Origin of the sequence: Marinicellulosiphila megalodicopiae (genome assembly GCF_045862395.1) — a bacterium.
Taxonomy (GTDB): domain Bacteria; phylum Pseudomonadota; class Gammaproteobacteria; order Pseudomonadales; family Natronospirillaceae; genus Marinicellulosiphila; species Marinicellulosiphila megalodicopiae.
This window is the reverse complement of sequence record NZ_AP023087.1, coordinates 988,061-1,011,644: the sequence shown is the minus strand read 5'-3', so window position 1 is coordinate 1,011,644 and position 23,584 is coordinate 988,061. Positions and strand designations below refer to the sequence as shown.

The window sequence follows — 23,584 nt, the reverse complement described above, 5'->3', positions numbered from 1 at the left end:
AACGACACATACCGTTGATTCCAAAAGAATCTGCTAGTAGTAAAAAAATTATTGTAAAAAAGGTTGACTACAATAATTAAAGTTGGCAAGATTCGCATCCAAATTTGGAGGGGTTCCCGAGTGGCCAAAGGGATCAGACTGTAAATCTGACGCGCAAGCTTCGGTGGTTCAAATCCACCCCCCTCCACCATTTTTTGAAGATTTCCGCGGGTATAGTTCATTGGTAGAACGTCAGCCTTCCAAGCTGAATAGGCGAGTTCGATTCTCGCTACCCGCTCCATAATCGAACAATCGCTCGCGTAGCTCAGTGGTAGAGCACTTCATTGGTAATGAAGAGGTCATGCGTTCAAATCGCATCGTGAGCACCAAACATCATGCAGGGTTAGCCTGCGTTTTTTAATTTATTATTTTTAATTTTTAAGGCGAGCTCCCATGGCTAAAGCTAATTTTGAAAGAAACAAACCGCACGTTAACGTTGGTACTATTGGTCACGTCGATCACGGTAAAACTACATTAACTGCTGCATTAACTCGTGTATGTTCTGAAGTATGGGGCGGCGCTGCCGTTGCATTCGACGGTATCGATAACGCACCTGAAGAACGTGAGCGTGGTATCACTATTTCAACTTCTCACGTTGAATACGATTCACCTATTCGTCACTACGCACACGTAGATTGCCCAGGTCACGCCGATTACGTTAAAAACATGATCACTGGTGCTGCTCAAATGGATGGCGCTATCTTAGTATGTGGCGCAACTGATGGCCCTATGCCACAGACTCGTGAACACATCCTTTTATCACGTCAAGTTGGTGTTCCATACATCGTAGTATTCTTAAACAAAGCGGATTTACTTGCAGAAGATTGCGGTGGAGCAGGTTCTGAAGAATACAATGAAATGTTAGAATTAGTTGAAATGGAATTACGTGAATTATTAGACATGTACGAATTCCCTGGTGACGACACACCAATCATCGCTGGTTCTGCTTTAATGGCTCTTGAAGGCCGTGACGATAACGAAATGGGTACAACTGCTGTTAAAACATTAGTTGAAACTTTGGATTCTTACATTCCAGAACCTGTTCGTGCCATTGACCAACCTTTCCTATTACCAATTGAAGATGTTTTCTCAATCTCTGGTCGTGGTACGGTTGTAACTGGTCGTGTTGAACGTGGTATCGTTAAAGTGGGTGAAGAAGTTGATATCGTTGGTATCAAAGAAACTACTAAGTCTACTTGTACTGGTGTTGAAATGTTCCGTAAATTGCTTGACGAAGGTCGTGCAGGCGAGAACGTTGGTGTTTTATTACGTGGTACTAAACGTGAAGATATCGAACGTGGTCAGTGTCTAGTTCATCCTGGTACTGTTACTCCGCATACAACTTTCGAAGCAGAAGTATACATCTTGTCGAAAGACGAAGGTGGTCGTCATACTCCTTTCTTCAAAGGTTACCGTCCACAGTTCTACTTCCGTACAACTGACGTAACAGGTGCTTGTACATTACCTGAAGGCGTTGAAATGGTAATGCCTGGTGATAACATCAAGATGGATGTTGAATTAATTCAACCAATCGCGATGGAAGACAACTTACGTTTCGCTATCCGTGAAGGTGGCCGTACTGTTGGCGCTGGTGTTGTTGCTAAAATCATCGCGTAATTCGATGACTTAGTTAAACACTAATATTAAGACCGCTTTTTAGCGGTCTTTTTTTTGATCTGAATTTAAGCTTCTTCATCATTTTTCATCTCCAACCCTTAATAACAATGACCCCTAATGAAAACCCCTTTACCCACAATTTATATATTTTTAAGCGCCTGCGCATCCACAACTTACGCTTCCGAATACAACCCTATCGATACAGTCATTTTAACCAACCAATTAAAAACTGGACAAACATCTCTACAACACGCCAATATATTTAGTGACTGCTCGGGGAATGGGGTCGTAAGCCAATGCTCTATATGGAAAAACCACAAAACGCCTAGCCTCTGCAAACGAAGATAATTTATTTTTACTGTCGCAAACACCTGCAATTGAAGACTCGCAATGCGCTTTTATTGTGAACTTAACGCTAGGTGATACTAAAACACTTAATTTAACCTTAGAGCAAGATGACGCAGGAATTTACTCCGTGTCAGGAGATATTGAAAACACGACCATTATTGAATACAACTCAGTTGTGATTGATGATATTTTTTGCCAATGATTTAAATAAATTCAAAATCTAAATACACACTCTAAATACAAGCCCTAAAAGAATAAGCATTTTATTATGACCACTCGATTATCATTACTATTTTTACTTATAATTCCAGTCACTAGTTACGCTGAATTTTTCAATTACCAAATTAAAGATAATGAAATTACCATTGAAATTAATGACTGCAACATCAGCTCAACCTGGTCAGATATTGAAAACAATCTAACCATCAAAGCAAGCGGCAATCTTAGAGAACTCACTCTTTATATCAAGCCAGAAAATAATTCAGACTATATCTATGAAATACATGAATCCTGTACTAAAAAAAATATCGATTATTGCAAAGACTATTCAAGTGTGAATAAAATAATTCAAAATTCAGAATTACTAACATTTTGCAACGACAGCCACCCAAATTGCGCGACGCACACAGAACTAGAAACTAAAAAATTCAGTCAACACGAATCATTAGGAATTGACCACCTAGATCCATCCAGCAAAAAACAGAACCTAATTCGCAAAGATATTTTAAGATTTATTATTAATAAAACTCAAGACTGCAAACCAATTAAGGGAGAATATAAACACAGATATCAATTAGATATACTCAAAATAGAACGACGCCTACAAGTTGAATTACAAGATGAGAATATAGAATTCAAAACAGCTCAAATTTATAATTCAGGATTTGCAGGCCAACGATTAGTTTGCGCCACAACCCACTCAGGAATCAAAGTCATGACTGACCCATTTACAAAGGAGCTAATTATTCATGACGAAATAGAGAGCGGCGATACATCGAATAATGAATCATGGGAAAGGCACTGCACCAATCAAATCAGTAGCGAAGAAATTTTAGTACGTAAAATAGAACAGAAAATATTAAAAATTAAACCCAATCATAAAATAGCAAATTATAATTTATACGGACAACAAGAACTTAAATCCATGTGCGGAACAATTGAAGACCAATCATCCCACACTAAAACACACTTCTATTATGGATTTTCAAACACCCTATTAATTGAAAATAAACACTCCAATTTCCAAAAAAACTGGGACGCTAACTGCTCAATTTAACTTAGTGATATCGAATAAAATACAACCAACATCTAAGGTTCAAAAACCTGAACCTTAGACTTGCCCACAACTGAATTAACCTCATCTGCAGAACTCGCCGACCAATCCTCAACAATCTCTTCAACTTCCTCAGATTCGCCTTCAAGCTCTGGCACCCAAGAATTAAGCTTAATATTCGCAAGTGGACTTAACGCATGATTTTGCTCAGGTGCTGTGGCAATGGCATTCACCGCCAACGATTTAAAGTCAAACAACTCGCCATCGGCCAATTGACTGGGTGACACGTTTTGAATGGATTTGAAAATCACATCACTTCTGCCCGGATAATCTTTATCCCATTGTTTGATCATGGCTTTGATACTTTGACGCTGTAAACCTTCTTGTGTGCCGCATAAGTTACACGGAATGATCGGGAATTTTTTGGCAATTGAGTATTGTTCGATGTCTTTTTCTTTACAATACGCCAACGGACGGATCAAAACGTTTCTTCCGCTGTCAGAGCGTAACTTAGGTGGCATTGCTTTGAGTTTACCGCCGTTAAACATATTTAAGAATAATGTTTCGATGATGTCGTCACGATGATGACCCAGTGCAATTTTAGTGGCACCAATCTCATTTGCTATGGCATACAGCGTTGATCTGCGTAATCGCGAACAAATACCACAGGTTGTTTTACCTTCGGGCACAGTGTCCTTTACAACGCTGTAAGTATCACGCTCAATAATATGATACGGCTGGTTTATGCTTTTTAAGTATTCTGGCAAAATATGCTCAGGGTAACCTGGCTGTTTTTGATCAAGATTTACCGCAATCAACTCAAAGTTAACTGGAGCTGAGCGCTGTAAATCATTTAGAATAGCCAGCATGGTATAGGAATCTTTTCCGCCAGATAGGCACACCATGACTTTGTCGCCTTCTTCGATCATATTGTAATCGACAATCGCGCGACCTGTTTCACGGCGCAAACGTTTGCGTAATTTATTCATGTTTATTTGATCTTTTTTAGATAAGCGTTCAGTCATGGTGATGCCAAAAATAGTATTTGCGCGCTTTTTAGCATAACCACACTTTATTGTAAATTTGCTTTTGTAATTTGAGGATCAAGATGAAAACCAAATCCAACGCACACACTTATATTTCAACCTATATTTCACATTTATTAATGACTATTATCTCGCTTTTATTAATGGTTAGCTGCAGTACTCCACAAACTAAAAATAATGACTTTTCGCTAACTGATACTGTTGACATAAATCAAGAGCACTACTGGAAAATGGAAGGCCGCTTATCGGTTCGTTTAAGCGATGGGTCAGCTGAAAAAATCAATATGATCTGGATTCAATCTGGTGAGCGTTTAAAATTAGATTTTTCCGGCACATTTGGTCTTGGAACGCATATCATTCGAGTAAATCCTGATGGCAGTGCATCGATCGAATCATCCAAAGTCAATGAAAGCGCCGAATCATTACCCTCTCTTTGGGAGCAATTCAGCCCATTACCACTTCCTATCGAAGCATTCTCATACTGGATTAAAGGCGAAGCACAACCAGATACTATCATCACTGTTAAAACAGCTACTAGCGAGCCAAAAACGACATCTTTTGAGCAATTCGGCTGGCAAATTATCATGAGCAAATACACAGATCGTAAAACCTACAACATGCCAAATAAAATAAAATTGTCAGATGGCACTCAATCGGCAACTGTATTTATTGAAAACTGGACGTTTTATTAATGACAAAGCCAACACAACTTACTTTAAGCGCCCCTGCTAAGTTAAATTTATTTTTACATATTAACTCTCAACGCCCTGATGGTTATCACGAGCTGCAAACTTTATTTCAATTAGTGGATATCGCTGACATATTGCATTTTGAAATAGCCGATGAAATTTCCTTAACTGTTTCTGATACAAATAATTACAATATTCAAAATGAAGATAATTTAATTGTTCAAGCAGCCAAAGCGCTAAATACTTATACCAACAATCATTTTGGTACACATATAACATTAGAAAAAAACCTCCCTATTGGCGGAGGAGTAGGAGGAGGCAGTTCCGATGCAGCCACAACACTACTTGGCTTAAACAGCCTATGGAATCTAGGTTTAAGTATTGATGAACTTGCCAACATTGGAAAAAAATTAGGCGCCGATGTACCTGTTTTTGTAAGAGGACACACGTCATTTGCCGAAGGAATCGGCGAAAAACTTTCTCAAGTAAATCTAGATCAACGCTTTTTTTTAATCGTAAAACCCGATGCACATGTCAGTACTATGAAAATTTTTACCTCTAAGGAATTGACAAGAGACACGACTTACCTCAGAATTCGCCACCCATTTGAAACGGCCTGTTTGCAAGAATTTCATAATGATTGCGAGCCGCTTGTTCGAAAGCTATATCCTGAAGTTGACGAAGTATTTAATTTACTCGAAAAATTCGGATCGCCAAGGCTAACTGGTACAGGAGCATGTGTGTTTATCACATTTGAACATGAATCAGACGCCAAGCAAGCTTTTGCACAATTACCTAAGTCTTTACAAGCTTGGGTTGCCAAGGGTGTAAATATGTCTAATACACATATTGAACTTAAAAAATGGAACAATACTAACAACGCATAATGGGATGTAGCCAAGCGGTAAGGCATCTGGTTTTGATCCAGTGTACCGCAGGTTCGAATCCTGCCATCCCAGCCATTTTGTAATTGTGAATTATATGAAAAAAGGTAAATCCTCTATGATGGTCTTCTCGGGCAGTGCCAACCCTAAATTGGCTGAAAAAGTTGTACAACGCCTAGGTTTGCCGTTAGGTGATGCCTCAATCAATAAATTCAGCGATGGTGAAATTGCTGTTGAGATCAACGAAAATGTTCGTGGAGCGGATGTGTTTGTCATTCAATCTACTTGCGCACCAACCAACGACAACTTAATGGAATTATTATTATTCTGTGATGCGTTACGTCGTGCATCTGCTGGTCGTATTACTGCTGTTGTTCCTTATTATGGTTATGCTCGCCAAGATCGTCGTCCTCGCTCCGCTCGTGTGCCTATTTCCGCGAAAGTTGTCGCTGACCAAATGACGGTTGTTGGTTTTGACCGCATCTTAACGATCGACTTACATGCCGATCAAATTCAAGGTTTCTTCTCGATTCCTGTAGATAACATTTACGGTTCGCCAATTTTGTTAGACGACATCCAGCGTCAAAACTACGAAAACCTTATTATTGTTTCACCTGATGTGGGTGGTGTTGTACGTGCGCGTGCCATTGCTAAGCAATTAGATGAAGCTGACCTTGCGATTATTGATAAACGTCGCGCAAAAGCAAATACATCAGAAGTGATGCACATCATCGGTGACGTTGAAGGCAAAACATGTATTCTGGTTGATGACATGGTCGACACCGCGGGCACACTTTGTCACGCTGCAGAAGCATTAATTAAATTTGGTGCTAAGAAAGTCGTAGCTTATGCGACTCACCCTGTTTTATCGGGTCCTGCAATTGAACGTATTTCAAAAGCGCAATTAGAATTAGTGGTAACTGATACGATTGCTCTTTCAAAAGAAGCGGAAGCTTGCCCTAACATTCGCCAATTATCTATTAGCGATGTTTTGGCAGAATCCATGCGCCGAGTAAATAACGAAGAATCCATCAGCGCGTTATTCTTTTAAAAAAGTTAAAATAAAATCTGAGTCTTTAACAAGGCTCAGATTTTTTTGTTTATTGGTGGGTATTAAATTACACACTGAATCAATGTTTAATCAATTAAGGTTAAACACTATTAGATGGCCTTGGTCGCAAAGGTCATCATTTTTGGAGAAGACAGCATGTCTGAATTATTTTTGAACGTAACTAAACGTGAACATCAGGGCAAAGGTGCGAGCCGCCGCCTGCGTCACGCTGGTCAAACTGCCGCTATCGTATACGGTGGCGAAACTGCACCACAAAGCATTACTTTAGTACAAAAAGATATCAATAAAGCGCTTTTAAACGAAGCTTTTTATTCGTCTGTAATTACTTTAGATATCGAAGGCACAAAACAAGATGTAATCTTAGTTGACTTACAACGTCACCCTGCAAAAGATTTAATCATGCACGCTGACTTTTTACGAGTTGAACCAACTACCGTTGTTTCTAAACGCGTTCCTTTACACTTCACAAACGAAACGGCTTGTGTTGGTGTTAAAATCGGTGGTGGTAAAATCACTCACGTTGTATCTGAAGTATTGATCACTTGCCAAGCTAAAGACTTACCTGCTTCTTTAACAGTTGATATGTTAAAAGTTCAAGCTGGTACTGTTTTACATATTTCTGACATCGTTATGCCTGAAGGCGTACAGAGCAAAGATTTATTATTAGGTGAAGATCACAACGGCGCAATTGCTAGTATTTCTGTTGCTCGTGGTGGCGCAGCTGCTGAATAAGCAATATTTAGCTAATTAAATCAAAGGGTCTTAATTGACCCTTTTTTTATGGGGAAACATAATGCCTTTTATAAAAATGATCGTTGGCCTTGGTAATCCAGGCAATCAATATGAACATACCCGCCACAATGCTGGGTTTGACTTTGTGGATGAGTTGGCCCGCAAACATAACGGCTCATTTGCATTGGATACAAAATATTCAGCATTGCTGTGCAAAATTCAAATTGGTATTTGCCCAGTTTGGTTGTTAAAACCGCAAACCTTTATGAATTTATCTGGAAAGTCCGTTTCCACATTGGCCAATTTTTATAAAATTGAACCTGAAGAAATTTTGGTTGCACACGATGAATTAGATCTAGACCCAGGCATTGCCAAAATTAAATTTTCTGGAGGACATGGTGGACACAACGGACTTCGCGACATTATAAAATGCCTAGGCAACAGCAAAGACTTTCACCGCCTAAGATTAGGAATAGGCCACCCAGGAAACGCAAAAGAAGTGGCAAACTACGTTTTAAAAAAAGCAGCCCCTGCGGATTTTGAATTAATAGAAGACGCCATAAACAAAGCGATCAAACTCGATGAATATATTGCAAGAGCACAGTGGCAAGAAGCCATGAATATTTTGCATCAAAAATAATAATTTTTTAATTAATAATAACGAAGCCACCTATGAAAAATTTCAGTTTAATTATCACTTTAATGTTAAGCATCTTTTTGATTCATTCTTGCTCTAAGCAGCCCTACGTAATTGAAAATGCAGTTATGAGGTTACCAGCCGGAGCAGGCACAAATAGCGCCGTATTTTTTACTTTCAAAAATCAAAGTGACCAAGACATACAAATCCTATCTGCTTCCAGCCCATTAAATGCAAAATTAGAAATTCATAATGTCAGCATGAAAAACAATATGATGCATATGCACCCTGTCGATAATATAAAAATTAAATCAAATTCTGAGCAACAATTTAAATCTGGGTCATTTCACATTATGGTAATGGGCATTAAAGATTCGCTAATTGAAAACGACAAAGTTTTAATCACTTTAACGCTAGATAATAATCAGACGACAACATTTGAGGCGACTGTCCAAAACATGACATCAACTCATTCGATGAAACATTAAGCGATATATATGCGATCCAAAAAAAAAGGTAAGTTGGAACACTCCACTTACCTTTTATAAATATCAATTATGTGATTTGAACTTACAACCCCCCTCCTAAACCTCGCGCGATAGAATCCAGCTCATCTTTTGACTCTAACAGCGTTTCAAACACTTCATCCACCTCATCTTCTGTCACATGAAGTAATTCATATACCGAAGAATCAATTGGTAAAATTGGACCTGAAATCACACCGTGTTGACGCAGCTTTTGCTTGGTTAAATATACCAAATAAGCATAATCTGCATGAGGGCCACGATATAATGGTTCACTTTGGTGCCTTATTGCCATGCAAACTTCATCAGGCATGCGCCATGATTGCATTAAGCTGTAGGCCATTTGTTCACGATTCACATCCATAAGATGATTCTCAACAGTAAACGGCTCTAAATGAGGGTTGCTATCAATTAAATGGCAACTATTAATAAATTGTGGCTTAAAAGAATGCGCTAAAATCAAATATCCAAAATTATGTAACAAACCACTTAAATACGCCAAACCAAAGGTAGGGCGAAATTCTCTAGGAATAATACTGGCTAAACTGCCCATTCCTGTAGCGCAATATACCGCTTGAGTCCAATAAGGCGTTACCCCCTCTGGCCCATCTTTAGGTAAATCTAAGGTTTTACCAAGGGATAATCCCAGCGACAAATTCATAACCAACTCAAACCCTAATACTCTAACAATGGCATCCTGCACTGACTTTACAGAGCCTGGAGCCGCATAATAAGAACTGCCAGCCCAGCTGACTACCTGCGCCGACAAACTTGGGTCGGTCTCAACAATCTTACACAATTTATTTACATCAGCATTAGGGTCCATTCTAAGGTTAATAATCGCTTGTGCGGTTTCTGGTAAAGGAGGGATCTCAAGTGTCTCTTCAATGCGTTGTTTGATACGTTTAGATGTAAAATTATCAACCGCATTATGAATCGCAAGATGATCAGCTTCTAATAAAGTTAAATCCGACTCCATAGTCAAAGAGCGAATTTCTGTACAGGTATCAATAATTTTTGAATTTTCATTACTGACCAGTTTTGATTTATCTTTTAACAACATAACATGGCGTCGCGAGCCGTTGTAAATATATAGCTCTTCAATGTCTAGCAAACGATGATCGATAAACGTCTGCATATTTAGATAATTATCTAGCGCAGGAAACTCCCCCACGTCGCAATCATGTTTAATCTTTTCAACTTTTTCAGGCATCATCGGAACAAGAGAGCGCCCGGTTAACTCACACAAAATCGATAGCTCAAAGATCGTATTGGATGCAAAAAACATTTGAACCGTGCCTTCGCTATCTTCAAGTAACACCACTTCCGCTTTTATTAATTGATTGGTATTAAAAATATCCTGACCAATATCCACACTGTGTTGTGAAACAAAAGATTCAATTGACTTTGGTGTCTCAAATTCATCATTCATAGCAGCTAAACCCATGAGTTCATACCTTAAATATTACTTATAGTTTCAGTGTAGCCAGCTAATTAGAAATACTTAAAGAAAACACAATAATGAAACATTTATTTACAAAAAAGTCCCCATAACTGCCCCCTTAGCAACCCCCCTTAACAACAGGGACATTTACCACCCCCATAAAAAAACGCCGTATACCAAGGCATACAGCGCTAGAGGAAACCATATTTTTAAATATTGATTATTGATTAACCAGACTATGTAAGTACATTTCTAAATTGGTGTAAAAACCATGTAAGTCATGATCATTTCGATCACTTGCTTGATTGGAATCTAAATTATTGTCTAACTCCCAACTGTCATCCATTCCATCAAAGTCCGCATCATTATTACGAACCACTGATGCGATGTATGGCAGCCCCCCGACATCATCTTGGCTATTTACCATATTGCCACTATGGTTGCGTATTTGATTAACAACACGAAGATCTGCTGCGTCTCGATGCAATGAACTTCCCGCATCATTCAAAACTAATTCATAAGCCTCATCAGCACTTACAGTCGGGATTTCAGGATAATTATATTTTGAGCTTTGCTCTTGATTAGCGCTGACGCCACCGAACATATCAAACCCAACATTTTGACCATCTAACGTTGAGTTTAAATTGCCATCAATTTTATTGCCCCGTTGATAAACCATCAATCCTGAATCTTTGCCATCTGCCCATACACTATCTGGCTCTGTGGCATCGCTATTTGAAATTGCGTAGTTGTTAATGTAGTTTGCATAAACCATTGAGCCTTTTGATCCATCAATCATTTCCCCACTGCGCAATCCCCAGCCATATACCACGTTATTTACATAATCAAATTGAAGATGGTAACTAATATCTAATTGATATGAACCCACTCCTGGATTTCGTCCATCGTTGTAAGCATATAAATTTCTAAATACCGAATAACCATTGCGAGTTGAATCGGAATTACCTGCTCTAAATAAAGAACCAAAACCATGTAACACTTTAGAATGATAAGAAGCGCGTAACGCCTCATAAATAAATGAATTTTGCACAGTGACATTATGCGAAGAAGTCACAGAAAACGCCTCATCCATGCTCCATGAAGTTGTAATATGATCCAATATAACATTATTAGATAACGTGACGGTTAAACCATCTGCATTATCACCTTTTAAGTCGCCATTACCTTTTGAAGGTTTACCATTGGCAGCTTTGGCATTTAAATCGGTACAACGAAAACGCATATACCGCACAATTAAATTATCCGACTCAATATGCGTTGGATAACCTGCGACAGTAATACCACCCACTGGCGCAGTTTGGCCTGCAATGGTTAAGTTGTCTTTTTTAATATTTAAAGGGGAATCTAACATGATAGTTCCCGAGATATTAAAAACTATGGTTCGAGGACCTGACGTTGAATTAATCCCTTCTCGTAAAGAGCCCGCCCCTGAATCATTTAAGTTAGTTACCACATACACATCACCACCTCGACCACCGGTTGCGTGTTTACCAAACCCATAAGCACCTGGAAAAGCAGCTTCATTTTCAATATCAAGGCCAGTTTGGGTTTGGGTTTGGGTTTGGGTTTGGGTTTGGGTTTGGGTTTGAGTGTCACTATCTGTATTGGTTGAACAATCTAAAGTGGATTGACTTGCAGACATTAATGCAGTCGATGTGAATATCATTTCATCAATATTTGCCAAACCACCCGCGCTATTAGCGGTTAATGTTACTGTATAAGTACCTGCTGAAATCATCTGATCAAACACAACGTCTTCTGTGCGCCAATTTGTCCAATTTGCATCGGTAACAAAATCCAAATTTTGCTGCATTCCAGCAATACTTAAAACAGCACTGCGATCTGTGTCCGCGCCATTAGCAAATACAATTGAAACCTCTATGGATTGAATTGTTTCAACAGTTAACTCCCATGAAAACGATGCTCCCTGTTCATTTGGACTATTTAATGCAAAGCCATTTGGTGCATTATTTCCATCTTCTTTGACAGAATCAATATCACAAAGCAGTACATTTTGCTCATCTAACGTAATCGAAAATGAATCTATGAGAGTTTCAGTTTGGGTTTGGGTTTGGGTGACAGTATTTTGCTGCGTTTGGGTTTGTGTATCACTAATTGTTTCAGTTTGATCGCTGGTTTGGGATTCTGTATTTGTTTGCGTGGCTGTATCAAACATAGTTTCAGTGTCAGTTTGACCTACAGACTCAGTAACCGTAGCCGTATCAGACACTGTTGTTGTCACAGTTTCAGTTGAATTGGTATTGGTATTGGTATTGGTATTGGTTTGAGTATTCGTTTCGATATTAGATAGCGTGTGAGTCATTGTGAGAGTTTGCACTACATCTCCAGTACTATCTGCAATCGCACCATTGGTAGATTGGTCAATGGATTCCCCCGTTAACAGCGCATTATCACAGGCACTAAGCATTAAACCAGCTGCCAATCCGATTACTAAAGTCGACTTCATCATTACTCTACCACCCATATGTTAAATAATTTATACATTATGTTACCCAAAAGTAGTTTTGTATATCGTTTATATTATTAATGTGACGTAATGGTGAAACACATAACAAAAAACCCTCAAAAGAGGGTTTTAAAAAGCAGTCGTTATTTAAGAAATGAAATTTACGAATTCACATTAGATATCCACATACATTGATAAGGTTTTAATTCAATTATTTCTTGAGTGTCGTTAATTTCATTTCCCGTTACTAAGTCCCACCAGTTGTCGGTAACAACCAAATTAATTTCTGCCAAAGTTAATGAAATCAGTTCATCTGTAATATTAAAAATACAAAAAATACTTTGTTTGCGATCCATACTTTGTCGCCAGAAACCAAACACCTGTTCATTAATATGCAAAGTAAACTGTGTAGCATTTGGATGAAATGCCTTTTGCTTGGTACGCACCTTTAACAAATGTCTCATACCATTAAATATACGATTATGATGAGTGTCATCATTTAATTTTTGAATGAGCTCTAACTCATCCCAGCGATGTCGATTGATCGATCGATTTGAATTGGTATGCTTCACTTTTTCGTAATCGTTTTGCGTGGCAATCATTGAATGAATGTAAACCCCTGGTATGCCTTCCATTGCAAACATAATCGCGTGAGCACATAAAAAACGAGCTTCATTAAAACTATCAGGGCCTTTGGTGGTTCCCTGTAGTGCGTCATACAGTGCAATGTTCATTTCATATGGACGCGTGGAGCCATCAGGTAATGTTCTTAATGATACTCTGCCGCCAAAGGATTGAATGGTTCCAACTAACTCATTAATTTCTTTATCACTTAACAACCCTTCAGCTGGACGTAAGCCAACCCCATCATGGGATGCAATAAAATTAAAATAACAGGTGCCATTTTGCGCAGGCGGCATACTCATCATCCATTGTTTTAAATAACGATTATTACCGGTTAATAATGTATTTATTAATAATGGTGGCAACGAAAAATTATAAATACAATGGGCTTCATTAGCATTACCAAAATACGCAAGGTTTTCACGATTAGGTATATTTGTTTCTGTGATAATAATCGCATTTGGCGCAACATGTTCAATGAGTGTTCTAAATAATCGAACGGCCTCGTGAGTTTCTTCTAAATTGATACAACTGGTTCCTGGTTTTTTCCATAAAAAAGCGACCGCATCCAAACGAAATACTTTTACGCCCTGACGAATATAAAACGCAATAATATTAACCATTTCATTTAATACATTTGGGTTTTGAAAATTCAAATCCACTTGGTCATGACTAAACGTACACCAAACAAATTTTTCGCCTTTTTTGGTTTTGGCTAATTTTAATAATTCTGAAGTTCTCGGTCTGACTACTTGAGTTAAGTCCCAATTAGGGTCCCCAGGCATAAAATAATCATGCCCTATGCCTTTTCCTTTTTTAAAATTGGCATACCATAAACTTCTTGATGAGCAGTGATTGATCACTAAATCTGCCATTAAATTATAGTCTTTCGCAATGGCATTCACATCCGACCATTCTCCTAAAGATTCATTGACACTAACGTAATTAATCACCGAAAAACCATCATCCGAGCTATAAGGATAAAAAGGCAAAATATGTACAGAATTAATGGTCGGCGCAATATAATCATTTAAAAAACGATGCAAAGTATGTAATGGTTTTTCTAACACATTATGCTGCGAATCGTATTGAGTAATGCTGTCTCCATAAGTAATTAAAATTGCATCCTTTTCTGTCCATAAATTTTTATGAGGTTCAGGTTGTTGTAAATCTGAGTATTGGGTGATGGTTTCAACTAACATTTTCGAAAAATCAAGATAGCTAATATTTAACTCAACTTCAGCGTAAATGAATTCAAGTTGTTGTTGGACCCGTTGTAACAAGTTATCTTTTATACTCATAATATTTACCTTACTGTTTATATGAAGGGATCCACTATTGAGTTGCTTTCAATAGTGAACACTAATTAGCCTTGCATAAATTCTTGATTATCTAATTCTACAGCCTCTAATAACTGTTCAAATACATCAGGCATCGCACTTTGCACGCGACTCCAACTTGGAATAAATGGTGTTTCCATTGGGTGTTCTAAAAAGTGTTTACCTGCAGTCATGATATTTTGTGCAAACATTTCTACAGCTTTTTCTTCTTGATGAATATCAATTTTTAAACCATTCATAATGGCATCATTGTTATAGGTTTCTATAAAGTCTAATGCGATTCTAAAATACGTCGCCTTTAAAGAGCGAAAAGTTTCAGTCGTAAAACACTCCCCTTGAGTGGCCAGTTTTCTAAATAATGCTTTGGTGATATCAATGGACATTTTTGACAAACCTGCAGCCTGATCATCTAACGATAACTTTTGATGTTTATGATCATAATTATCTGCAATATCCACCTGACACAAACGATTATTAGAATAATTTCGATGCATTTCAGATAACACACCAATTTCTAATCCCCAATCACTTGGAATACGAATATCTTGTAATACATCGCGTCTAAATGAAAATTCGCCGGCTAAGGCATATCTAAAGCTGTCCATAAATTCTAAATAAGGACGATCACCTAATACTCGTTTAAAAGAACGTAATAACGGTGTGACTAATAATCGAGACACACGTCCATTTAATTTTCCGTCGGATACTCGAGCATAAAACCCTTTACAAAATTCATAGTTAAATCTTGGATTAGCAACGGGGTAAATCAATCGCGCTAATAATTCACGATCATAAGTGACGATATCACAATCGTGTAGTGCAACTGATTCTCCACGGCCAGAAGCCAAAACGTATCCCATGCAATACCAAACGTTTCTGCCTTTACCCATTTCTTTGGGTGCAACACCTAGTGCTTGTAATTTAGCGTCCAATGCTTTTAATCTTGGTCCATCATTCCAAAGTACTCGATGATGTTGTGGTAATTTTTTAAAGAATTTCAAAGCATGTTCGTATTGAGCTTGATCTGCTCGATCCAAACCAATCACAATTTCATTTAAATACGGCACATCTTTTAAATGATTCACAATATTAGGTAACGCATCGCCTTCTAACTCTGAAAAAAGTGAGGGTAAAATTAACGACATTGGCCGTTTTTCTGAAAATCCAACTAACTCTTTTTCTACTTCTTCAAGTGGGCGTTTTGATAAATTATGTAGCGTAGTAATAATACCGTTTTGATAAAAATCAGCCATAATATGGATCCCTTATAAATAATCAGTTTGAATAATCGGCCCAAGAATTTCATTCCAACCAGCTGGACCAAACAATGTACTGGTGAACGTATTTACTGCCTTTTTCACAACTAAAGGAGTTTTATTTCTATTTGAAATAACGATACTTGTATCTGCAATTTCTAACATCGCCAAATCGTTATTACTGTCTCCTAATGCGATCGTGCTGTAATCTAATTGGTTATTAATTTTAAAAACATTAACCATTTCTTTTAAAGCCACACCTTTATTACAACCATTAGTCACATGAATAAATCGACCACCAACTAATACATGACACCCCATATTTTCTAACATTTCCAATAGAAATTTTAAATCACTTTCCTCTCCATCAAAATAAATTGGGTCACTATATAAGCGCTTTTTTGCTTTTGATGATTCTATCAAACTCAAACCAGTTAATTCACTGACTCGTTGTGGCGTCATAGTTGAAAAACGCTCCAATTTTGTATTTATTTGAAATTCAATGTCTTTAAATATCTCATTCCAATATTGAATGGGCTTACTTAATTCCAATACGTAATGGTTTTCATATTCAATGACGTGATCAGGAATCACATCAAAATAATCCAATTCAAAAAAAATCGCAGCGCCATTTTCAACTATAAATGGGTCTTTTATTTTTAATTGCTCTCTTATTTCAATAATTTCATCAAAGGTTTTACTACTATTAATAATAATTGGTATGTTTTTTTTATTTAAAATATCTAGCGTTGGAATGGCATCTGAAAAACTGTACGTGTCATGATCTAACAACGTACCATCCAAATCCGTAAATACTAGAGTGTGATTTGCACTTATCGCCATATTTAAACCACCGTTTGTCTATTTTTTTGTACAGTTGTTATTTCACGATTTTCATCCAATTCAAAACAATAATCCGCAATACTAGGTAATGTTTTAAACCCATGGGTAGTTAAACGTTCAAAAAATTGAATAAATCTTGTTACCTGTTCATCATTCATAATTTTGGATTTATCCATATCATTTGCATTTTTTAATTTCACTCTTAATTTATCTTCCTGCTCTTTTCTCCATCGATAAACAGTATCAAAATTGGGTGCTTTTAAAACTACCCAATGCTGGATTAACTCATAAATTATTTGATAATCTTGTTTAATCGCATCATTTACATAGTTGCGCCATAACCTATGGGCGTCTTCATTTTTTTCTAAAGTATTGATTGGTTCTTGTAATTCCAAATCCGTTTGAGCGTCAACCCCTAAGCACCAACCTTCAATTATTATAAAATCAACAGGATCTTTTATATGCGTCCAGTTTTCTTTTGGCTCGACATCATCTTTAGCTTTATTAAATTTAGGAATAGAAACAGGTTGATTAAATTTCAATTGATTAAGCACAAACTGTAATAAAGCAACGTTATGAGTTCCTGGCACACCGCGTACAGACAATAATGGATGAATATTTTTTCCATTTTTTTGTCTAATTTCTTGTGTAAGATAAAAATCATCCAACGAGAAAACAACGGCTTTATAATGCGTTTGGTCCTCAATATATGCCCCAATAAAATCAGAAATAGTAGACTTACCAGATCCTTGACATCCATTTATCCCAATTATTAATGGTTCAGATTGTGAATTATATTCTTTCTGATTGATAAACGATTTAATCATAGAGACGTAATGTTTTTGCGCTTTATCAATATAAGCTTGGTCTAATTTATGTTTTTGAATAAATTGTTCACATACCGCTTTACTTAACATCTGGCTTCTTACCTTCATCAGTGGGTTCAAAACTTAAAAAACTCTCATATGAAAGGTTTGCAAGATTCAAACCATTACTAATTAATTTCTTTTTCATTTTTTTTACAAAGCTGTCAACGCCACATACATAGACGTTTTTTTCTGATAAATTTTTAATTTTTTCTTGCACGTATTGATACACATCTTGCTTGCACGCCCCTATTCCTGAGCTATATTGAGTAATTAAATGCAATTTGATGTTTGAATATTTTTTCAATAATACCTGTAAGTCTTTCGCTAAATACAAATCTTTATATCGCATGGCTGCGTACACTATTTGAATGTCTTTTTTATGCCCATTTATAATAGCATCTTGCACAATGCCATATATTGGTGCAATTCCAGTTCCTGTTGCAATTAACAACATATCCCTATTTTCTTTTTTATACACACAATCCCCCATTGGCCCTTGTACACCAATTTTATGCCCAACCCATACATCGTTTTTAATCCATTGACTGAATACTCCGTTTTTTAATATTCGAATATGCAACTCAATAAAATCATGGTAAATGGGGTGACTGACGATTGAATATGAACGCGCGATTTGAGCGTTTTTATAGAGTGTCACGTATTGACCTGTTATGTATTCAAATGGGGCTTTTAAACGAATGCGCACCACATTGTCATTTAGAAATACTTTATCGATAACGATCGCTTCAATTTGCTTTCCATTTGCACTTACAGGAGTAATTGTTGTATTAGATAATGGTTTAAATTGACAACTTAACACATAGCCTAGGGATTTTTGTGTATCATTAACGCCATACTGTGAGCTTTTTAATGAGTCGTTTGTTGATTTAACACTGACTAAGCAACTTTGGCATTTTCCTGCCTTGCACCCACATGGTACATCAAAACCATTTCGCAATAACCCATCTAATAAAGTTTCCCCTATTTTCAGTTCAACATCTAAATTTTGATAATGTATGATTGTCATTAACGCTCCTTATTTTCAATTTTTTGTGTAGGCAAACCACTTTTTAAATTTCCAGCATTATTGGCAGATATTTTTGAAGGATTAATATCGCCATACAACTTAAATTTTAACTGCTGCCAAAAACTGAGTTTTTTCTGTTTGGTAAAACTTTTTTTTACCTGATGCTCACCTTCCCACTGACCATATCCAATCACACCAATAATATTATTTCTTTTTAATACTATTTTTCGATATACGTTTTTATTTTTAAATATTAAAACTTTAATTAATGGATTTTTTTCAATATTGGTTACCTGGCCAAAACTAAAAATGTTTTGATCGATTACATTTATCTTATTCACAACAAATGAACCTCGATAATTAGTTTTTCCTGTAATGATTGAATTAGCTGCAACCATTGCTTGTTCATAACCTGGATGAACAACTGAGTAAACTTTTCCTCGATGCTCACTGCATTCACCAATGGCAAAAATCGATTGATTTGAAGCTATTAATTGATCATTCACAATAATGCCTTTACCTACACCTAAATTTGCATTCCTAGCTAATTCAATATTGGGTTTAATCCCTGTACATAAAATGACGGTATCGCAGCGGATTATTTTATTACCAAATAAACGAACACTCTCAACATACTCAGAGCCAATAATTTCTCTCACTCCCGAGCAAACAATGACATCAATATTACATTTTTGTAGTTCATTTCTCAGTAAGTTGGCAGCATACTCATCCAAATGATGATTCATTAGGTGCGAACCCTGTTGGATTAGAGTAATTTTAGTATTAAATTTAGTAAGAGATTTTGCGGTTTCAATTCCTAGCATGCCACCACCTGCTACCACTATATGTCGCGATCGAGCGATTCGTGAAAATAAATGTTCAGCATCTTTTAAATTTCGAAACGTATAAACCCCACAAAGATTAACCCCTGAAATATTTGGCACATGAGTCCTTGCACCTGTGGCAATTACTAAGTGATCATATTTATGAGTGTCGCCTAAAATATCAATAACTTGATTATTTCTCTTATCGATTTTTTCAATTTTTATATGACTTAATTTAAAACGTGAATAATTTAAAAGATCAGACATATCAATTTCAATTGATTCTCGTGAAGTTTGACCGGCTAACCAAGACGATAATTTGGTTCGATTATAAGGTTCAAACGGCTCATTTGAAAAAATATGAATGTCATATTTATCTGATCGTTGCAATAACTCACAACAAAATTTTATGCCTACTGGGCCAGCACCAATTACAATTATTTTTTTAATATAATCAGCTTTTTCTTCCTTTAACACATGATAAGTTGATAACGGATGCTCGCTCATTTAGCTGCCTATTGTTTAAAAATCATTAAGCAACTTTACGTTGTTTTTCATATAAGAAACGTAATACTTCTGCTCTTAATTGATTGTAATGTGGATCGCTTGCTAATTCTAAACGGCTTCTTGGTCTCTCTAAATCCACATGTAAAATTTCACCAATAGTAGCAGCAGGCCCATTTGTCATCATCACAATACGGTCAGATAATAAAACAGCTTCATCTACATCATGAGTAATCATAATTACTGTATTATTTAATTCAGCTTGAATTTCCATTAACGAGTCTTGCATATGAGCACGGGTTAACGCATCAAGTGCACCAAATGGTTCATCCATTAATAGAATATCAGGCTGCATAGCTAAGGCTCTTGCAATACCCACTCGCTGCTTCATACCGCCGGATATTTCATCCGGACGTTTGTGCATGGCATGATCCATATGTACTAATTTTAAATTATGTTCAATCCATTCCTTTTTTTCTGCTTTTGATTTCTCTTTACCAAAAACCTGATCAACGGCTAATTCAACATTTTGAAAAGCACTTAGCCATGGTAGCAATGAATGATTTTGAAACACAACAGCACGCTCAGGACCTGGCTCTGTAACTTCTTTACCATTTAAAATCACACCTCCTTTTGTCGCTTGATAAAGTCCGGCAACCACATTTAACACGGTTGATTTACCACAACCTGAGTGTCCAATTAATGAAACGAACTCTCCTTTTTTTAATTTTAATGAAACATCTTTTAACGCTGTAAAATCACCATTGGGTGTTGGAAAAGTCATATCGATATCACTGATATCTAAAATAATATCACTTACTTTATTTGGGGTAGTGCTTGGAGTCGTGCTTGGAGTCGTGCTTGGAGTCGTGCTTGGAGTCGTGCTTAAAATATCATTCATAAGATTCACCTAATTAGTTTGCTGTACTTTTATCCCAAGAGAAAAAGCGTTGAAGTTGAAGCATTGCGCGGTCAAGTAAAAAGCCTATAAACCCAATAACAAATACTGCTGTCATGATTCTTGCCAATGAATTTGAGCTGCCATTTTGGAATTCATCCCAAACAAACTTTCCAAGCCCTGGGTTTTGCGCCAACATTTCTGCGGCAATTAACACCATCCAAGCAATACCCAAAGATAAACGCATACCCGTAAAAATCATTGGAATGGAGGCAGGTAATACTATTTTTTGAACGTGTTTTAAAGCAGGTAAACGCAATACTTTACTGACATTCACTAAATCTTGATCAATACTTGAAACACCCACAGCTGTGTTAATGACCATTGGCCAAATACAGCATAATGTCACTGTAATCATCGAAACAATAAATGATTTTGCAAACATCGGATCATCACTTACATACAATGCGCTCACTACAATGGTTACCAATGGCAGCCATGCCAGCGGTGATACTGGTTTAAATACTTGAATAATTGGATCCACACCATTTCTTATAAATTTGTTCAGTCCGATTGCAATACCTAGAGGCACAGCGATAATAGCCCCAACTAAAAAACCACTCATAACGGTAATTAAACTTGTAAATATTTGATCAATAAATGTTTCTTTACCAGGGTAACTTCTTGTTTTTATCTCATAACTTGGATCTTTTGCTAACCGTTCATTATTTCTCGTTTCTTGGCGCACCATAAATGCGTCTTCTTTTTGGCGTTCAGTTTTATGCTCTTCATATAATGAACTGAATTGTTCCATTACAGCACTAGGCCCTGGAAATTTCCCCAAGGACGTATTGATATTGGATGCCGCAGCAGACCAAACCAATAAAAAAATTAATATTCCAATACATGGCGCTAAAATAGCTTTAATAATTGACGGTGTATTACGATCTAACGCTTTAAACCAATCAGCAATTCTTTGCTTTTTAGGTGTCTCAATTATTGTTTCAGTTGTCATGATAAATATCTAACCTCTTATTTGAATCGTTATTTCCAGTACATTTCTAGTAATTAAGATTCGATTTACATCTTATAAATAAAGCAGCAGCATTTTTCCGGGCAGGTTAAACGCTACTGCTTAAAGCCTTTGACACTTATTATTAATGCTTCCATTAATTCTTCTATTAATTAATAAGTGTCATTTTTATTTAAAGTTTGTCCCCTTGTTTTAAACCAATACTGAATTTATTGATGTAAGCGTTAGGAGTTTTACCATCATAAACAATGTCATCAATGAAATGTTTTTGAGGGTCACGGTAACCATCTTCAGTTTTAAAATCAGGAAATTCAGATGCTTTTGCTAACCCTTCATCTATTAAAGATTGTGCAGCTAACTCATATAGATCAGGACGGTACACTTGTTTTGCTAAATCGTCGTACCATTGATCAGACTTATCTTCAGATATTTGCCCCCAACGACGCATTTGAGTTAAGTACCAAACTGCATCAGAATAATATGGGTAAGTTGCGTTATAACGGAAAAACACATTGAAATCAGGTACTGAACGCTTATCACCTTTTTCATATTCAAATGTGCCTGTCATTGAATTTGCAATCACTTCGTAATCTGCACCCACGTAATTTGATTGCGATAAAATTTTAACAGCCGCTGGGCGATTTTTATTATTTTCAGCATCCAACCACATTGCCGCACGAATTAATGCACGTGTTAAACGAATCGTTGTATTTGGGTATTTTTCAGCAAACTCTTCTGTGATTCCGAAAACTTTTTCTGGATTGTTTTTCCAGATTTCGTAATCCGTAACAACTGGAACACCGATACCTTTAAATACAGCTTGCTGATTCCAAGGTTCTCCCACGCAGTAACCATAAATAGTTCCAGCTTCTAAAGTGGCAGGCATTTGTGGCGGTGGTGTGACAGATAAAAATGCATCTGCACTAATTTTTCCTGAAGTATCACCATTATGTGGCGCATAAAAACCAGGGTGAATTCCACCTGCTGCTAACCAATAACGTAACTCGTAGTTATGTGTGGATACAGGAAATACCATACCCATATTAAATGGCTTTCCTTCATCTTTATATTTTTCAATAACCGGTTTTAATGAATCTGCCTTAATAGGATGAACCGGTTTTCCGTCTGCTTGCTTAGGAATATTTGGTAACATTTGTGCCCAAATATCATTAGATACTGTAATTGCATTACCGTTTAAATCCATTGAAAACGGCGTAATAATATTAGCTTTCGTACCATAACCCATCGTTGCAGCAATTGGCTGTCCTGCTAACATATGTGCACCATCTAAACGACCATCGATCACACCATCTAGCAATACTTTCCAGTTAGCTTGCGCCTCAATCGTCACATACAAACCCTCTTCTTCAAAGTATCCATTTTCATAGGCAATGGCAATTGGAGCCATATCGGTCAGTTTAATAAAACCAAATGTTAGCTCCTCTTTTTCTGGGTATCCTAATTCTGCATTTGCATTGAATGACACACTCACTGCTGCACCTAATAAAACTGTTTGTATCGGTTTTAACCACTTCATGGTATTTCCTCGTTATTTAATTTTTTAATTGATGGC

Annotated in this window: 21 protein-coding genes and 4 tRNA genes; 13 read left to right on the top strand and 12 right to left on the bottom strand. The window is 36.9% G+C overall.

The features are described 5' to 3' along the window. Positions 1-106 precede the first annotated feature (106 nt). From TYM08_RS04245 to TYM08_RS04220, 6 genes are all read left to right on the top strand, one after another. A tRNA-Tyr gene (locus TYM08_RS04245) sits at positions 107-190 on the top strand. A 16-nt stretch (positions 191-206) separates the two neighbouring features. Then, positions 207-280 (top strand) — tRNA-Gly (locus tag TYM08_RS04240). A 13-nt stretch (positions 281-293) separates the two neighbouring features. After that, positions 294-368, top strand: a tRNA-Thr gene (locus TYM08_RS04235). A 64-nt stretch (positions 369-432) separates the two neighbouring features. After that, a complete protein-coding gene (gene tuf / locus TYM08_RS04230; protein ID WP_422380500.1) occupies positions 433-1,656 on the top strand; it encodes an elongation factor Tu in 1,224 nt (407 codons plus the stop codon). A gap of 403 nt (positions 1,657-2,059) precedes the next feature. Further along, a complete protein-coding gene (locus tag TYM08_RS04225) occupies positions 2,060-2,206 on the top strand; it encodes a hypothetical protein (protein WP_422381723.1) in 147 nt (48 codons plus the stop codon). Positions 2,207-2,272: 66 nt separating this feature from the next. After that, positions 2,273-3,280: a hypothetical protein gene (locus TYM08_RS04220; RefSeq protein WP_422381722.1), complete on the top strand. Its 1,008-nt coding sequence runs from the start codon at positions 2,273-2,275 to the stop codon at positions 3,278-3,280. Positions 3,281-3,312: 32 nt separating this feature from the next. Here the strand turns inward: TYM08_RS04220 and ttcA are convergent, their stop codons facing one another. Beyond that, a complete protein-coding gene (ttcA, locus tag TYM08_RS04215) occupies positions 3,313-4,302 on the bottom strand; it encodes a tRNA 2-thiocytidine(32) synthetase TtcA (protein ID WP_422381721.1) in 990 nt (329 codons plus the stop codon). A gap of 83 nt (positions 4,303-4,385) precedes the next feature. On the opposite strand from ttcA, the gene lolB reads away from it, so the two are divergent. From lolB to TYM08_RS04180, 7 genes are all read left to right on the top strand, one after another. Next, on the top strand, positions 4,386-5,015 hold the full coding sequence (gene lolB, locus TYM08_RS04210) for a lipoprotein insertase outer membrane protein LolB (RefSeq protein ID WP_422381720.1): 630 nt from the start codon (positions 4,386-4,388) through the stop codon (positions 5,013-5,015). Further along, positions 5,015-5,899 (top strand): 4-(cytidine 5'-diphospho)-2-C-methyl-D-erythritol kinase, encoded by an 885-nt coding sequence (gene ispE, locus TYM08_RS04205; RefSeq protein WP_422381719.1) that lies wholly within the window; start codon positions 5,015-5,017, stop codon positions 5,897-5,899. The genes lolB and ispE overlap by 1 nt, the downstream gene beginning before the upstream one ends. Then, positions 5,900-5,974: transfer RNA gene (locus TYM08_RS04200), tRNA-Gln, on the top strand. It begins immediately after the preceding gene. A 19-nt stretch (positions 5,975-5,993) separates the two neighbouring features. Beyond that, positions 5,994-6,947, top strand: coding sequence for a ribose-phosphate pyrophosphokinase (locus TYM08_RS04195; RefSeq protein WP_422381718.1), 954 nt, complete (start codon positions 5,994-5,996; stop codon positions 6,945-6,947). 156 nt (positions 6,948-7,103) lie between these two features. Next, positions 7,104-7,700 (top strand): 50S ribosomal protein L25/general stress protein Ctc, encoded by a 597-nt coding sequence (locus TYM08_RS04190; protein ID WP_422381717.1) that lies wholly within the window; start codon positions 7,104-7,106, stop codon positions 7,698-7,700. Positions 7,701-7,761: 61 nt separating this feature from the next. After that, on the top strand, positions 7,762-8,340 hold the full coding sequence (gene pth, locus TYM08_RS04185) for an aminoacyl-tRNA hydrolase (RefSeq protein ID WP_422381716.1): 579 nt from the start codon (positions 7,762-7,764) through the stop codon (positions 8,338-8,340). 32 nt (positions 8,341-8,372) lie between these two features. Continuing rightward, on the top strand, positions 8,373-8,825 hold the full coding sequence (locus tag TYM08_RS04180; RefSeq protein WP_422381715.1) for a copper chaperone PCu(A)C: 453 nt from the start codon (positions 8,373-8,375) through the stop codon (positions 8,823-8,825). A gap of 82 nt (positions 8,826-8,907) precedes the next feature. Here the strand turns inward: TYM08_RS04180 and TYM08_RS04175 are convergent, their stop codons facing one another. The 11 genes from TYM08_RS04175 to TYM08_RS04125 all read right to left on the bottom strand — a co-directional run bounded on the left by TYM08_RS04175 (position 8,908) and on the right by TYM08_RS04125 (position 23,548). Then, entirely contained in the window at positions 8,908-10,308 is a 1,401-nt protein-coding gene (locus TYM08_RS04175) for an HDOD domain-containing protein (RefSeq protein WP_422381714.1), read from the bottom strand. A 217-nt stretch (positions 10,309-10,525) separates the two neighbouring features. Then, positions 10,526-12,796, bottom strand: a complete 2,271-nt coding sequence (locus TYM08_RS04170) for a hypothetical protein (RefSeq protein WP_422381713.1) — start codon at positions 12,794-12,796, stop codon at positions 10,526-10,528. 158 nt (positions 12,797-12,954) lie between these two features. Continuing rightward, positions 12,955-14,718 carry a sugar phosphorylase gene (locus TYM08_RS04165; RefSeq protein WP_422381712.1) on the bottom strand — a complete coding sequence of 588 codons (1,764 nt, stop codon included), beginning with the start codon at positions 14,716-14,718 and terminating at the stop codon, positions 12,955-12,957. 65 nt (positions 14,719-14,783) lie between these two features. Continuing rightward, positions 14,784-16,010 carry a glycosyl transferase gene (locus tag TYM08_RS04160; RefSeq protein WP_422381711.1) on the bottom strand — a complete coding sequence of 409 codons (1,227 nt, stop codon included), beginning with the start codon at positions 16,008-16,010 and terminating at the stop codon, positions 14,784-14,786. A 12-nt stretch (positions 16,011-16,022) separates the two neighbouring features. Beyond that, positions 16,023-16,856, bottom strand: a complete 834-nt coding sequence (locus TYM08_RS04155; protein WP_422381710.1) for an HAD-IIB family hydrolase — start codon at positions 16,854-16,856, stop codon at positions 16,023-16,025. A gap of 2 nt (positions 16,857-16,858) precedes the next feature. Beyond that, positions 16,859-17,773: a hypothetical protein gene (locus tag TYM08_RS04150; protein WP_422381709.1), complete on the bottom strand. Its 915-nt coding sequence runs from the start codon at positions 17,771-17,773 to the stop codon at positions 16,859-16,861. Next, positions 17,763-18,752 carry an FAD-binding oxidoreductase gene (locus TYM08_RS04145; protein ID WP_422381708.1) on the bottom strand — a complete coding sequence of 330 codons (990 nt, stop codon included), beginning with the start codon at positions 18,750-18,752 and terminating at the stop codon, positions 17,763-17,765. Before TYM08_RS04145 ends, TYM08_RS04150 begins: the two co-directional genes overlap by 11 nt. Continuing rightward, the gene (locus TYM08_RS04140) at positions 18,752-20,083 is read right to left on the bottom strand and encodes an NAD(P)/FAD-dependent oxidoreductase (protein ID WP_422381707.1); all 1,332 of its coding nucleotides are present in this window, start codon (positions 20,081-20,083) and stop codon (positions 18,752-18,754) included. Before TYM08_RS04140 ends, TYM08_RS04145 begins: the two co-directional genes overlap by 1 nt. A gap of 25 nt (positions 20,084-20,108) precedes the next feature. Next, positions 20,109-20,864, bottom strand: a complete 756-nt coding sequence (locus TYM08_RS04135) for an ABC transporter ATP-binding protein (protein WP_422382810.1) — start codon at positions 20,862-20,864, stop codon at positions 20,109-20,111. Between the two features lie 130 nt (positions 20,865-20,994). Beyond that, on the bottom strand, positions 20,995-21,993 hold the full coding sequence (locus tag TYM08_RS04130) for an ABC transporter permease (protein WP_422381706.1): 999 nt from the start codon (positions 21,991-21,993) through the stop codon (positions 20,995-20,997). 190 nt (positions 21,994-22,183) lie between these two features. Next, positions 22,184-23,548, bottom strand: coding sequence for a CmpA/NrtA family ABC transporter substrate-binding protein (locus TYM08_RS04125; RefSeq protein WP_422381705.1), 1,365 nt, complete (start codon positions 23,546-23,548; stop codon positions 22,184-22,186). Positions 23,549-23,584: the final 36 nt, after the last annotated feature.